Annotated in this window: 12 protein-coding genes; all 12 read right to left on the bottom strand. The window is 65.9% G+C overall.

Annotated features, from left to right (window positions below; translation table 11 throughout):
- Positions 1 to 6: 6 nt before the first annotated feature.
- The 12 genes from DD559_RS12980 to nuoF are packed head-to-tail and all read right to left on the bottom strand — an operon-like array spanning position 7 to position 14059.
- Positions 7 to 1644, bottom strand: coding sequence for a ribonuclease J (locus DD559_RS12980; RefSeq protein WP_116469544.1), 1638 nt, complete (start codon positions 1642 to 1644; stop codon positions 7 to 9).
- Positions 1645 to 2427: a type III pantothenate kinase gene (locus tag DD559_RS12975; protein WP_116469543.1), complete on the bottom strand. Its 783-nt coding sequence runs from the start codon at positions 2425 to 2427 to the stop codon at positions 1645 to 1647.
- 19 nt (positions 2428 to 2446) lie between these two features.
- Positions 2447 to 3142: a biotin--[acetyl-CoA-carboxylase] ligase gene (locus DD559_RS12970; RefSeq protein WP_116469542.1), complete on the bottom strand. Its 696-nt coding sequence runs from the start codon at positions 3140 to 3142 to the stop codon at positions 2447 to 2449.
- Positions 3143 to 3147: 5 nt separating this feature from the next.
- Positions 3148 to 4605: an NADH-quinone oxidoreductase subunit NuoN gene (nuoN, locus tag DD559_RS12965; protein WP_116469541.1), complete on the bottom strand. Its 1458-nt coding sequence runs from the start codon at positions 4603 to 4605 to the stop codon at positions 3148 to 3150.
- Positions 4605 to 6170, bottom strand: a complete 1566-nt coding sequence (locus DD559_RS12960; RefSeq protein ID WP_116469540.1) for an NADH-quinone oxidoreductase subunit M — start codon at positions 6168 to 6170, stop codon at positions 4605 to 4607. Before DD559_RS12960 ends, nuoN begins: the two co-directional genes overlap by 1 nt.
- 7 nt (positions 6171 to 6177) lie before the next feature.
- Positions 6178 to 8262, bottom strand: coding sequence for an NADH-quinone oxidoreductase subunit L (nuoL, locus tag DD559_RS12955; protein WP_116469539.1), 2085 nt, complete (start codon positions 8260 to 8262; stop codon positions 6178 to 6180).
- Complete coding sequence (gene nuoK, locus DD559_RS12950; protein WP_116469538.1) at positions 8262 to 8567, bottom strand: NADH-quinone oxidoreductase subunit NuoK; 306 nt, start codon at positions 8565 to 8567, stop codon at positions 8262 to 8264. The genes nuoL and nuoK overlap by 1 nt, the downstream gene beginning before the upstream one ends.
- Entirely contained in the window at positions 8564 to 9175 is a 612-nt protein-coding gene (locus DD559_RS12945; RefSeq protein WP_116469537.1) for an NADH-quinone oxidoreductase subunit J, read from the bottom strand. Before DD559_RS12945 ends, nuoK begins: the two co-directional genes overlap by 4 nt.
- A gap of 33 nt (positions 9176 to 9208) precedes the next feature.
- Positions 9209 to 9694 (bottom strand): NADH-quinone oxidoreductase subunit NuoI, encoded by a 486-nt coding sequence (nuoI, locus tag DD559_RS12940; protein WP_010545143.1) that lies wholly within the window; start codon positions 9692 to 9694, stop codon positions 9209 to 9211.
- Complete coding sequence (gene nuoH / locus DD559_RS12935; RefSeq protein ID WP_116469536.1) at positions 9691 to 10740, bottom strand: NADH-quinone oxidoreductase subunit NuoH; 1050 nt, start codon at positions 10738 to 10740, stop codon at positions 9691 to 9693. Before nuoH ends, nuoI begins: the two co-directional genes overlap by 4 nt.
- Complete coding sequence (gene nuoG, locus DD559_RS12930; protein ID WP_116469535.1) at positions 10737 to 12755, bottom strand: NADH-quinone oxidoreductase subunit NuoG; 2019 nt, start codon at positions 12753 to 12755, stop codon at positions 10737 to 10739. Before nuoG ends, nuoH begins: the two co-directional genes overlap by 4 nt.
- Complete coding sequence (gene nuoF / locus DD559_RS12925) at positions 12755 to 14059, bottom strand: NADH-quinone oxidoreductase subunit NuoF (RefSeq protein ID WP_116469534.1); 1305 nt, start codon at positions 14057 to 14059, stop codon at positions 12755 to 12757. The genes nuoG and nuoF overlap by 1 nt, the downstream gene beginning before the upstream one ends.

Raw genomic sequence — 14059 nt, 5'->3', positions numbered from 1 at the left:
GGAAGGTTACGCCTCGATCAGCAGCACGTCCACTACCGGCTTCTTGCCGGTGAAGCGCACCGCGACACGCCGCACCGCAAGGCGCAGCGTCTCGCGCAGCTTCTCGCGATCGCGCCAGTCCTTCTTCACCGCCTCGGCGGCGGCATCGGCGGCGGCGTCGATCAGGTCCTCGCGGTCCTCTTCCACCGGCACGCCCTGGATGCGGATCTGCGGCTGGCCGAGCAGCTTGCCCTTGCGGTCGATCGCCACCGCGACCGACATCTGGCCGTAGAGCGCGATCCGGCGGCGCTCGCCCATCGTCGCGCCGTCGGCCGGCAGGATCACGTCACCGTCGAGAACGAGACGACCGACCGGCGCATGGCCGATCTTGGCCGGGCCGTTCGGCGCCAAGCGGATGATCTCGCCATTCTGCTGCTGCACCGCCTTGGGCACGCCCTGCTCCAGCGCGAAGCGGGCCTGTTCGTGCATGTGGCGGATCTCGCCGTGGACCGGCACGATGATCTCCGGGCGGATCCACTTGTACATCTCGGCCAGCTCGGGGCGACCCGGATGGCCCGAGACGTGCACAAAGGCCTGGCGGTCGGTGATGATGTCGACGCCCTTGTCGGCGAGCGTGTTCATGATCTTGCCGATCGCGATCTCGTTGCCCGGGATCTGGCGGGAGGAGAACACCACCAGGTCGCCCTGATGGAGCTTGAGCACATGGCTGCCCTCGGCAATGCGGTTGAGCGCGGCGCGCGGCTCGCCCTGGCCGCCGGTGGCGACGATCAGCACGCGCGAGGCGGGCAGCGTCATCGCCTTGTCGAAGTCGATCAGCTCGGGGAAGTCGCGCAGATAGCCGGTCGCCTTGGCGACGCGGATGATGCGGTCGAGCGAGCGCCCGGCGACGCACAGCTCGCGGCCGGTATCGCGGGCGACTTCGCCCAGCGTCTGCAGCCGCGCGGCGTTCGAGGCGAAGGTGGTGACGAGCACGCGACCCTTGGCGCCGGCGACCACCTCGTCCAGGCCCTTGCGCACGTCCGCTTCCGAACCCGAGGCTTCGGGGTTGAACACGTTGGTCGAGTCGCACACCAGCGCGAGCACGCCCTTGTCGCCGATCGCGGTCAGTTCCTCGGCCGTCGCCGAACCGCCCAGCGAGGGCGCCTCATCCAGCTTCCAGTCGCCGGTGTGGAACACCTTGCCGTAGGGCGTCTCGATCAGCACCGCATTGCCCTCGGGGATCGAGTGGGCGAGCGGCGTATAGGTGATCGTGAACGGGCCGATGTCGAACGGCCCCTCTTCCTTGACGACGTTGAGCTCGACGCGGTCTTCAATGCCTTCCTCGGCCAGCTTGCCGTGGATCAGGCCCGCGGTGAACGGCGTCGCGTAGAGCGGCACGCCCAGATCGGCGGCGAGATAGGGAAGCGCACCGATATGGTCTTCATGCCCGTGCGTCAGCACGATGCCGAGCAGATCGTCCACCCGGTCCTCGATGAACTGGAGGTCGGGCAGGATCACGTCGATGCCCGGATAGCTGGCATCGCCGAAGGTGATGCCGCAATCGACCATCAGCCATTTGCCGTCGCAGCCATAGAGATTGACGTTCATGCCAATCTCGCCCGAGCCGCCAAGGGCGAGGAAGAGCAGTTCGTTTCTTGGGGTCACTTAATTTCCTTGCTGGCTGCGTTCCCACAGCATCGCCAAGCCCTGGATGGTGAGATCGGGCTCGATCGTATCGAACACCGATGTATGCGTTTCGAAGAGAATCGCCAGCCCACCCGTCGCAATAACCTTGAGCGGCCTGCCCACTTCGGCCTTCAGCCGCGCGACCAGCCCCTCGATCATCGCGACATAGCCCCAGTAGATGCCGATATGCATCTGATCGACGGTGTTGCGGCCGACCACGCTTGCCGTCTCGGGCGCGGAGATGGCGATGCGCGGCAGCTTGGCGGCGGCGGTGACCAGGGCGTCCAGGGAGAGGTTGATGCCCGGCGCGATGATCCCGCCCTTATAGGCGCCGCGATAATCGACCACGTCGAAGGTGGTCGCGGTGCCGAAGTCGATGATGATCAGGTCGCCGGCGTGGCGGGCATGGCCGGCGAGCACGTTGAGCGCGCGATCGGCGCCGAGGTTCTGCGGCTCGTCGACGTCCAGCGCAAAGCCCCATTCGGCGCTGCCCTTGCCGGCGATCACCGCCTCGGTCTTGAAGTATTTGCTGGCGAGCACCTGCAGATTGTGGAGCGCGCGCGGCACCACCGTGCCGACGATCACCCCGGTCACCGCGGCGCGATCATAGCCTTCCAAGGCCAGCAACTGGCTGAGCCATACGGCATATTCGTCGGCGGTGCGGCGCGGATCGGTGGCGATGCGCCAGCGGGCGCGGATCTCGCCGCCGTCCACCAGCGCGAACACGACATTGGTATTGCCGGCGTCGATCGCGAGCAGCATCGCCCTCTCCTCTCCTTAGTTACAGCAGGAACACGTCGCCCGCGTGAATGACACGGGTCGTGCCGTCGGCCAAGCGCAGGATCATCGCCCCGCTCGAATCCAGCCCGCCGAACAGGCCGTCGAAGCTGCTTCCGTCCGAGAGGCGCGCGGTGAGCGCGGTGCCCTCAGGATGCGCCCTGGCGAGCCAGCGCTCACGCACCGGATACATGCCCTCGCCCCGCCAGCGCTCCAGCCAGCGGCCGAAGCTCTCGGCGAGCACCTCGGCGAAGATGTCAGGCGCGACGGTCACGCCCTGCGCGGCCAGGCTGGTCGCGGCACGGTCGAGGCCGTCGGGCGCTGCCGCCAGATTGACGCCGATGCCGACCGCGATGGCGTCGCCTGCCCGCTCGAGCAGGATGCCGGAGAGCTTGGCGCCGCCTACCAGCAGGTCGTTGGGCCATTTGAGCATCGGCGAAACACCGAACGCCCGCACCGCTTCTTCCAGCGCAACGGCCGAGAGCAGCGCCAGCGTCGCCGGTGACGGATCGGTCGGGCGCACCCGGACCAGCGTGGAAATGTAGAGATTGCCCGCAGGCGAGACCCAGGCGCGCCCCTGACGGCCCTTGCCGGCGGTCTGGCGTTCGGCCCGAAGCCAAAGCCCTTCCCCGGCGCCCGTGAGCGCCAGGGAAAGGATGTCCGCATTGGTCGATCCCGTCTCGGCGACGGTCCGGATCACAGGGGTCAGAACAGCGCCTTCGCAGCGACCAGCGACCAGGTGCCGAGGGCGCCGAACACCAGCCAGCCGATCGGCGAGATGATGACCGCGCTGATCGCGATCAGGCCACCCTCGACCAGATCGGTCTTGCCTGCGAACGCCGGGGCCGGTTCGTCGAAGTACATCGTCTTGACGATCTTGAGGTAGTAATAGGCGCCGATCGTCGAGGCCGCAGCACCCACCGCCGCGAAGATCCAGAGGCCCGAATGGACCGCCGCCATGAACACGCCCAGCTTGGCGAAGAAGCCGAGCAGCGGCGGGATGCCGGCAAGGCTGAACATGAAGATCGCCAGCGCCGCCGCCAGACCCGGACGGGTGCGCGACATGCCCGAAAGGCTGGCGATGCTCTCGACCTGCTCACCATCCTGCCCGCGCATCTGCAGCACCACGAGGAAGCTGCCGATCGTCATGATGACGTAGATCGCCATGTAGACGAGCACGCTGGCCACGCCTTCCTCGCCGCCGGCGGCAAGGCCGATCAGCGCGAAGCCGACATTGTTGATCGACGAATAGGCGAGCAGCCGCTTGATGTTCGTCTGGCCGATCGCCGCCACCGCACCGAAGATGATCGAGGCGAGCGAGGCGAAGATCACGATCTGGCGCCATTCGAAGATCGCCGGGCCCATCGCGTCGATCGCGACACGGACCGCCATCGCCACCGCCGCCACCTTGGGCGCCGAGGCGAAATAGGCGGTGACCGGGGTCGGCGCGCCTTCGTACACGTCCGGCGTCCACATGTGGAACGGCACGGCCGAGATCTTGAAGGCGAGACCGGCGAACACGAACACCAGGCCAAACAGCAGGCCGGTATGCTGGCTGCCGCTGGTACCCGCGCTGTACGCCTCGGCAATGCCGTCGAACAGCGTCGTGTCGGCGAAGCCGTACACCAGGCTGATGCCGTAGAGCAGGATGCCGGAGGCCAGCGCGCCCAGCACGAAATACTTCAGGCCCGCTTCCGCCGAACGCGTGTCCCGCCGCATGAAGCTGGCGAGGATATAGGCCGAAAGGCTCTGCAGCTCGAGACCGACATAAAGGCTCAGCAGGTCGCCCGCCGAGACCATCATGCCCATGCCGATGGTCGCAAGCAGGATCAGCACCGGATATTCCGGACGCAGATCGTCGCCGGAGGTGCGCTGGAAGAAGCCCGGCGCAACCAGGATCGACACCGCCGCGGCGACATAGATCGCAACCTTGGCGAAGGCCGAGAAGGCATCGGCATGGTAGAGACCACCGAACGCCGCGCCCCCGGTCGAGGACGGACCGGCCAGCGCGATGCCGGCGCCGGCGAGCAGCGCCACCGAGGCCCAGCTCACCAGCTTGGTCGATGCCTGGCCACCCCAGGCGGCGACCAGCATCAGGACGATCGATCCCGCCGCAAGCACCAGCTCGGGCAGGGTCATGAGGAGTTGCGTGGAATAAGACATCAGTGCGCCCCCTCGTGCGCGGAGGCTTCATGGGCGGGCGCCGCCTTGGGCGAACCCGGCGTGGGCTTGGAGTCGCTGATCGACAGGGTGTGCGCGGCGCTGTCGAGGCGCTGCGTCAGCCGCGCGACATCGGCGTGCATCGGGGCGGTGAAGCTGGTCGGGTAGACACCCATCCAAAGCACCACGGCAGCCAATGCGACCAGCATCGCTACTTCGCGACCGTCGAGATCGGGCATCGCCTTCACATCGTCCTTGGTCAGGTCGCCCCACACCACCCGACGGAACAGGTAGAGCATATAGGCGGCACCGAGGATGATGCCGGTGGTGCCGATCAGCGCGGTCCAGGTCGAGACCTGGTACACGCCGGCGAGGCTGAAGAATTCGCCGACGAAGTTGCTGGTGCCCGGCAGGCCGATCGAGGCCATGGTGAACAGCAGGAACAGCACGGCATAGCGCGGCATGTTGATCGCCAGGCCGCCGTACCGGTCGATCTCGCGAGTGTGCAGACGGTCATAGATGATGCCGACGCACAGGAAGAGCGCGCCCGAGACCACGCCGTGGCCCAGCATCACCATCATCGCACCGTCGATGCCATTCGCGTTGAAGGCGAACAGACCCATGGTGACGATCGCCATGTGGGCGACCGACGAATAGGCGATCAGCTTCTTCATGTCGCTCTGCACCAGCGCCACGAGCGAGGTGTAGACCACCGCCACGCAGGACAGCGCGAACACCAGCCACATGAACTGCACCGAGGCGACCGGGAACATCGGCAGCGAGAAGCGCAGGAAGCCATAGCCGCCGAGCTTCAGCAGCACGCCCGCCAGGATGACCGAGCCTGCGGTCGGCGCCTGGACGTGCGCGTCGGGAAGCCAGGTGTGGACCGGCCACATCGGCATCTTCACCGCGAACGAGGCGAAGAAGGCCAGCCACAGCCAGGTCTGCCAGTTGGCCGGGAAGTCATGCGCCATCAGCACCGGGATCGAAGTGGTGCCGGTGTTCAGCACCATGAAGATCATGGCGATGAGCATCAGCAGTGAGCCCAGCAGCGTGTACAGGAAGAACTTGTACGACGCGTAGATGCGGTTCACGCCGCCCCAGATGCCGATGATCAGGTACATCGGGATCAGGCCGCCTTCGAAGAAGACGTAGAACAGGAACAGGTCCTGCGCGGCGAAGGTGCCGATCATCAGCACTTCGGTCGCGAGGAACGCCGCCATATACTCCGGCACGCGCTTGGTGACCGAGAGCCAGCTGGCGCCGATGCAGATCGGCATCAGGAACAGCGAGAGCTCGATCAGCAGGAAGGCGAAGCCGTCGATGCCGAGCGCCCAGGAGAACTCCACGCCGCCCATCTTGAACAGCGTGACATGCTCGACGAACTGCCATTGCGGGGCGCCGTCGCCATGCTGGAACTGGGTCCAGAGCCAGGCACCCAGCGCGAGATTGACGAGGGTCGCGAGGAGCGCGCTCCACCGCGCCCCCTGTGCACCGACGAACAGGCAGAGCACCGCGGCAATCGCGGGGACGGCGAGCAGGACGGAAAGGATCGGAAAGCCGGTCATTTGTCCATCACCTCGCAATGACCCAGGTGAGCGCGGCCGTGAGCCCGATCAGCATGACGAAAGCATAGGTGTAGAGATACCCCGATTGCAGCTTGACGGCCCCGAAGCTTCCGAACTGCACCAGGCGCGCCGCGCCGTTGGGGCCGAACCGGTCGATCGTCTGCTCGTCGCCGCGCTTCCAGAACAGCCGCCCGATGGCGAATGCGGGACGCACGAAGAGCAGGTTGTAGAGCTCGTCGAAATACCACTTGTTGAGCAGGAACAGATACAGCGGACGCACCTGCTCGGCGAAGGCCGCCGGGAAGCCCGGCGAAACGATATAGGCGAACACCGCGGTGCCCAGACCCAGCAGCATCGCCACGGTGGCCGAGAGCTTCACCCACACCGGCACTTCATGCATCGCGTGCATCAAATGCTCGTTGAAGGCTAGCGCGCCGTGCCAATAGGTCTCGCCCGCGCTCGGTTCGATGAACGCGCCGTGGAAGACGAAGCCGGCGGCAACCGCACCGATCGACAGCAGGATCAGCGGGATCAGCATGACCAGCGGGCTCTCGTGCGGGTGGTAGCCCGCCGTGCCGTCGCCGTGATCGTGCGCGTGGTGATCGTCATGGCTATTCGCGGCGTGCGCATGAGCGTGGTCGTCGTGCGCATGATCGTCATGGCCGTGGCCGTGCGCGTCGTGGACCGCGTGCTGGATGTGCTCGGACGCGGCCCAGCGCGGCTTGCCGTGGAAGGTCAGGAACACCACGCGCCACGAGTAGAAGCTCGTCAGCAGCGCGACGACCACGCCGACCCAAAACACGCCCGTGTTGCCCGAAGCGAAGGCCGCTTCGATGATCGCGTCCTTCGAGTGGAAGCCGGCAAAGCCGAACGCCACCGGATTGCCGAACAGCGCGGGGATGCCGACACCGGTGATCGCGAGCGTGCCCGCCATCATCGCCGCGTAGGTCAGCGGAATCTTCTTCCACAGGCCGCCATAATAGCGCATGTCCTGCTCGTGGTGCATCGCATGGATCACCGAGCCGGCGCCGAGGAACAGCAGCGCCTTGAAGAAGGCGTGCGTGAACAGGTGGAACATCGCCGCGCCGTACGCGCCGACGCCCGCTGCGAAGAACATGTAGCCGAGCTGCGAACAGGTCGAATAGGCGATCACGCGCTTGATATCGGTCTGCGTCGTGCCGACGGTGGCGGCGAAGAAGCAGGTGGCCGCGCCGATCACCATCACCACGTGCATCGCGACCGCGCTCTGCTCGAACAGCGGCGACATGCGGCAGACCATGAACACGCCTGCGGTCACCATGGTCGCGGCGTGGATCAGCGCCGACACCGGGGTCGGACCTTCCATCGCGTCCGGCAACCAGGTGTGCAGGCCGAGCTGGGCCGATTTGCCCATCGCGCCGACGAACAGCAGCAGGCAGAGCACGGTGATCGTGTCGAAACGGTGGCCTAGGAAGCCGATCGTCGAACCGGCATGGTTCGGCGCCGCCGCCAGGATCGTCGGGATGTCGACGGTGCCGAACACCAGGAACACCCCGAAGATGCCGAGCATGAAGCCGAGGTCGCCGACGCGGTTGACCACGAAGGCCTTGATCGCGGCGGCATTGGCGCTGGGCTTGCGGAACCAGAAGCCGATCAGCAGGTAGGACGCGAGACCCACGCCTTCCCAGCCGAAGAACATCTGCACCAGGTTGTTCGCGGTCACGAGCATCAGCATCGCGAAGGTGAACAGGCTCAGGTACGCGAAGAAGCGCGGCTGGTCCGGCTCCTCGCTCATATAGCCCCAGCTATAGAGGTGGACGAGCGCCGAGACGCTGGTGACCACCACGAGCATCACCGCGGTGAGCGCGTCGACGCGCAGTTCCCAGGCGAAGCTCATCGTGCCCGACGTCATCCAGTGCAGCACCGGGGTGACCGTCGGCGCGGCCAAGCCGCTGAGGTAGGAGAGGAAGATCGGCCAGGACAGGCCGCACGCCACGAACAGCGAGCCCGTGGTGACGATCTTGGGCAGCGCGGCGCCGAACGACTTGTTCACGAGCCCCGCAACGGCTGCCGCGAGGAGCGGCAGGAATACGATGATCAGGATAGGCGACATCAGCCCTTCATCCGATTGACGTCGTCGACCGAAATCGTGCCGCGACCGCGGAAATAGATGACCAGGATGGCAAGGCCGATCGCGGCCTCACCGGCAGCGACGGTCAGCACGAACATCGCGAACACCTGGCCCACCAGGTCGTGCAGGAACGACGAGAAGGCGACGAAATTGAGGTTCACGCTGAGCAGGATGAGCTCGATCGCCATCAGGATGACGATCAGGTTCTTCCGGTTCATGAAGATGCCGAGCACCCCCATGGTGAACAGGATGGCCGAGACGACCAGATAATGGGTGAGCGTGATCACAGATCCATCCCCTGCCCGACCGCCGGGTTCATGTTACGGGTGGCATCCTTGGCGCGGCGGGCGTTCTGGCGCGCAATGTTCTGCGGCCGCACGTCGCTGCGCTTGCGGTAGGTCAGCACGATCGCACCGATCATCGCGACGAGCAGCACCAAACCGGCGCCTTCGAACACGAACAGATAGCGCGTGTAGAGCAGCTGGCCGATCGCTTCGATGTTCGGCACGCCGTCCTGCACCGGGGCGACGCGGCGGCCGAGCGCCAGCGTGCCGGCGCTCCAGGCGCCCACCGCGACGATGATCTCGGCGACCAGCGCCAGCGCGAGCAGTGCGCCGACCGCGGCGTACTTCATCACGCCCGCGCGGAGCTCGGTGAAGTCGATGTCGAGCATCATGACGACGAACAGGAAGAGCACCGCGACCGCGCCGACATAGACGATCACCAGCAGCATGGCGATGAATTCGGCGCCCACGAGCACCATCAGGCCCGCGGCGTTGAAGAACGCCAGGATGAGCCACAGGACGGAATGTACCGGGTTACGCGACAGGATCGTGCAGGCGCCGGAGACGCACACGATGATCGCGAACAGGTAAAAGGCGAGAAGCTGGATCACGGAATCGGATGGCCCCTTTGAATGGTGCGGCGCTTAACGGTACGGCGCGTCGGCGGCAAGGTTCGCCGCAATCGCGCGTTCCCAGCGATCGCCGTTCGCGAGCAGCTTATCCTTTTGATAAATCAGCTCTTCACGCGTTTCGGTGGAAAATTCGAAATTCGGCCCCTCGACGATCGCATCGACCGGGCATGCTTCCTGGCACAGGCCGCAGTAAATGCACTTGGTCATGTCGATGTCGTAGCGCGTCGTGCGGCGGCTGCCGTCGTCGCGCGGTTCGGCCTCGATCGTGATCGCCAGCGCCGGGCACACCGCCTCGCACAGCTTGCACGCGATGCAGCGCTCTTCGCCATTGGGATAGCGGCGCAGCGCATGCTCGCCGCGGAAGCGGGGCGAGAGCGGGTTCTTCTCGTACGGATAGTTGATCGTCGCCTTGGGCTTGAAAAAATACTTCAAGGTCAGGGCATGCGCCTTCACGAACTCCCACAGAGTCCAGGTGCGGACGAAACTTGCGACGCTCATGCGGGCACTCCAACCCGGGTCAGCATGAGGTACCCGGAAACGAGGAAGACGAAGAGAAGCGACAGCGGCAGGAAGATCTTCCAGCCCAGGCGCATCAGCTGGTCATAGCGATAGCGCGGGACGGTGGCCTTCACCCAGCTGAAGCAGAAGAAGAAGAACAGCATCTTGGCGAACAGCCAGAGAATGCCCGGCACGGCATAGAGCGGCGCCCAGTCGAACGGCGGGAGATAGCCGCCCCAGAACAGCGTCGCATTGAGCGCGCACATCAGGATGACGTTGGCATACTCGCCGAGCCAGTAGAGCGCGAAGGCCATCGACGAATATTCGGTCTGATAGCCCGCGACCAGTTCCGACTCCGCTTCGGTCAGGTCGAACGGCGCGCGCTGCGTCTCGGCGAGCGACGAGATGAAGAACACGATCGCCATCGGGAACAGCAGCGGGTTGACGAAGTTGCCGTTGACGAAGCCGTAATAGCCCTTCTGCATCTCGACGATCGCGCCGAGATTGAACGAGCCGGCCCAGAGCACGACCGAGATCAGCACGAAGCCGATCGAAACTTCGTAGCTCACCATCTGCGCCGCCGCGCGGATCGCCGAGTAGAAGGGGTACTTCGAGTTGGACGACCAGCCGGCGAGGATGATGCCGTACACGCCCAGCGACGAGGCCGCGAGCACATAGAGCAGGCCGACATTGATGTTCGACAGCGCGACGCCCGCCTGGAACGGCACCACCGCCCACACGATCAGCGCGACCGTGAAGGTGATGATCGGCGCAAGCAGGAACAGGCCCTTGTTCGCGCCCGACGGCACGATGGTTTCCTGCAGGAACACCTTCAGGCCGTCGGCGAAGGACTGAATCAGGCCGAGCGGACCGACGACGTTCGGGCCGCGGCGCAGCGCCATCGCCGCCCAGATCTTGCGATCCGCATAGATGAGCATGGCGACGGCCAGCATCACCGGCAGCGCGATGACGAGGATGTCGATGACCGTGGCGACGGTCCAGGCCAGCTCGTACGGCAGGCCGAGATAGGTGAACCAGGAGGTCATTCTGCGGCCTCTGCGAAGTCTTCGCCATGGAGCAGTTCGGCCGAGCAGCGCTGCATCGTCGGCGACGCACGGCAGATGGCGTTGGTGAGATAGAAGTCGGCGACCGGATAGGTCACCGGACCCGAAGCCTGGCTAGCCAGCGACGGCGGGTTCCACGCGAACGCGGCCAGACCTTCCTGGCCGAGCGCCGGAACCTCGCTCGCCATCGCGGCGCGCAGTTCGTCGAAGCTGTCGAACGGCAGCGTGCGGCCGAGCTTTTCGGAGAGCGCGCGCAGGATCGTCCAGTCCTCGCGCGCCTCGCCCGGTGCGAACACCGCGCGATCGGCGCGCTGCACGCGGCCTTCCAGGTTCACATAGGTGCCCGGCTTCTCGGCATAGGTGGCGCCCGGCAGGATCACATCGGCATGATGCGCGCCCTGGTCGCCATGGTGGCCGATATAGACCTTGAAGCTGCCGGCGAACTTCGAGAAGTCCACCTCGTCGGCGCCCAGGAAGAAGGCGAGCTTCGGCGCGGCCGCGACGATGTCGGCAATGCCGCCCTTCTGCGCATAGCCGAGCATCAGGCCGGCCATCCGCGCCGCCGCGGTGTGGACGACGTTGAAGCCGTTCCACGCCGCCTCGGTCTCGGTCGCGGCGCGCTGGAAGGCACCGGCGATCGCGAGCGCGGCGCCATGGCCGTTCTTCAGCGCGCCCGGGCCGAGGATCAGCGCCGGCTTCTTGGCATTGTCGATCGCCTGGGCGAGGTTTTCCGGCAGGCTGCCCAGCAGCCCCAGATCGTCGCCCAGCCACTCGACCTTGTAGGTCAGGTCGACCTGCGGGCCGATCGCGAACACCTTGGCGCCGCGCTTGATCGCCTTGCGCACGCGGGTGTTCACCAGCGGCGCTTCCCAGCGCAGGTTGGTGCCGACCAGCAGGATCGCATCGGCCTCTTCGAGCGCCGCGATGGTGGTGTTGAACGCCACCGCCGACAGGCTCGACGTGTCATAGGCCATGCCGGTCTGGCGGCCTTCGAGCAGGTCCGAACCGAACGCCTTCACCAGCGCCTTGGCGGCATACATGGTCTCGGCATCGAGCAGGTCGCCGGCAATCGCCGCGACGCTGGAGCCCGCAGTCGCGGCCACGCCCGCAATCGCGTCGAACGCTTCTTCCCAGGTCGCCGGGACCAGCTTGCCGTCCTTGCGGACGAACGGGCGGTCGAGACGGCGACGGACCAGCGCGTCGACATGGTAGCGGGTCTTGTCGTGCGCCCACTCCTCGTTCACGTCCTCGTTGATGCGCGGCAGGACACGCATCACCTGACGGCCGCGGCTGTCGAGGCGGATGTTGGTGCCGACCGCGTCCATCACGTCGATCGACAGGTTCCGCTTGAGCTCCCAGGGGCGATATTCGAACGCGACCGGCTTGTGGGTCAGCGCGCCGACCGGGCACAGGTCCGCGACATTGCCCGAAAGCTCGCTCTTGAACGCCTTTTCGAGATAGGTCGTGATCTGCATGTTCTCGCCGCGATAGATCGCGCCGATATCCTCCACGCCGGCCACTTCCTCGCCGAAGCGAACGCAGCGCGTGCACTGGATGCAGCGGGTCATCACCGTCTTGATGATGGGGCCCATGTACTTTTCGGTGACCGCGCGCTTGTTCTCGGTGTAGCGCGAGCTGCCGCGACCATAGGCGACCGACTGGTCCTGAAGATCGCACTCGCCGCCCTGATCGCAGATCGGGCAATCGAGCGGGTGGTTGATCAGCAGGAATTCCATCACGCCTTCGCGCGCGGCCTTCACCATCGGGCTGTCGGTGCGGACTTCCTGGTTGTCGGCGGCCGGCAGCGCGCACGAAGCCTGGGGCTTGGGCGGTCCGGGCTTCACCTCGACCAGGCACATGCGGCAATTGCCGGCGATGCTCAGCCGTTCATGATAGCAGAAACGCGGAATCTCCTTGCCCGCGGCCTCGCAGGCCTGGAGCACGGTGGCGCCCTGCGGCACCTCGACTTCGATTCCGTCAACCTTGAGCTTGGGCATTACTCTGCCGCCTCTTGCATGGTTTCGATGCCGCCCGACTTGCGCTCGGTGATCCGGCGCTCGATCTCGGGGCGGAAATGGCGGATCAGGCCCTGGATCGGCCAGGCGGCCGCGTCACCCAGGGCGCAGATGGTGTGGCCTTCGACCTGCTTGGTCACCTGCTGCAGCGTGTCGATCTCGCTGATGTCGGCGTCGCCGGTGCGCAGCCGCTCCATCACGCGCCACATCCAGCCGGTGCCTTCGCGGCACGGGGTGCACTGGCCGCAGCTCTCATGCTTGTAGAAGTAGGAGAGCCGGCTGATCGCGCGGACGATGTCGGTCGACTTGTCCATCACGATCACCGCGGCGGTGCCGAGGCCCGAACCGAGCGCGCGCAAACCGTCGAAATCCATCGGGCAGTCCATGATCTGGGCTGCTGGCACCAGCGGCACCGACGAACCGCCCGGGATCACCGCGAGCAGATTGTCCCAGCCGCCGCGGATACCGCCGCAATGCTTTTCGATCAGCTCGCGGAACGGGATCGACATGGCCTCTTCGACCACGCACGGCTTGTTCACATGGCCCGAGATCTGGAAGAGCTTGGTGCCCTTGTTGTTCTCGGCGCCGAAGCTGGCGAACCACTCCGGCCCGCGACGCAGAATCGTCGGCGCAACCGCGATCGACTCGACGTTGTTGACCGTCGTCGGGCAGCCATAGAGGCCCGCACCCGCCGGGAACGGCGGCTTGAGGCGCGGCTGGCCCTTCTTGCCTTCCAGGCTCTCGATCATCGCGGTCTCTTCGCCGCAGATGTACGCGCCGGCGCCGCGATGGACGAAGACGTCGAAGTCATAGCCCGAACCGCAGGCATTCTTGCCCAGCAGGCCGGCAGCATAGGCCTCGGCGACCGCCGCGAACAGCGTCTCGGCCTCGCGGATATATTCGCCGCGGATGTAGATGTACGCCGCACGCGCGCGCATCGCGAAGCCCGCGACCAGCGCGCCTTCGATCAGCAGATGCGGATCGTGGCGGATGATCTCGCGGTCCTTGCACGAGCCGGGCTCGGACTCGTCGGCGTTGATGACGAGGAAGCTCGGACGTTCGGGCGTCGGGTTCTTCGGCATGAAGCTCCACTTCATGCCCGTCGGGAAGCCGGCGCCGCCACGCCCGCGCAGGCCCGAAGCCTTGATGCGGTCGATGATGGTGTCCGGCCCCAGATCCAGCAGCGCCTTCGTGTTGTCCCACGCCCCACGCGCCCGCGCGGCGTCGAGGTGCCACGACTGGTAGCCGTAGAGATTGGTGAAGATGCGGTCCTTGTCCTGAAGCAC

Source organism: Sphingomonas pokkalii (assembly GCF_003096275.1).
Taxonomy (GTDB): Bacteria; Pseudomonadota; Alphaproteobacteria; order Sphingomonadales; family Sphingomonadaceae; genus Sphingomonas; species Sphingomonas pokkalii.
The sequence above is the reverse complement of the archived record's forward strand: the minus strand, read 5'-3'. Positions and strand labels throughout refer to the sequence as shown.

Coding starts and splice junctions, on each gene's coding strand:
- DD559_RS12975 (WP_116469543.1), bottom strand. CDS start 2,427: ATGCTGCTCGCGATCGACGCCGGCAATACCAATGTCGTGTTCGCGCTG.
- nuoN (WP_116469541.1), bottom strand. CDS start 4,605: ATGTCTTATTCCACGCAACTCCTCATGACCCTGCCCGAGCTGGTGCTT.
- DD559_RS12960 (WP_116469540.1), bottom strand. CDS start 6,170: ATGACCGGCTTTCCGATCCTTTCCGTCCTGCTCGCCGTCCCCGCGATT.
- nuoL (WP_116469539.1), bottom strand. CDS start 8,262: ATGTCGCCTATCCTGATCATCGTATTCCTGCCGCTCCTCGCGGCAGCC.
- nuoI (WP_010545143.1), bottom strand. CDS start 9,694: ATGAGCGTCGCAAGTTTCGTCCGCACCTGGACTCTGTGGGAGTTCGTG.
- nuoH (WP_116469536.1), bottom strand. CDS start 10,740: ATGACCTCCTGGTTCACCTATCTCGGCCTGCCGTACGAGCTGGCCTGG.
- nuoG (WP_116469535.1), bottom strand. CDS start 12,755: ATGCCCAAGCTCAAGGTTGACGGAATCGAAGTCGAGGTGCCGCAGGGC.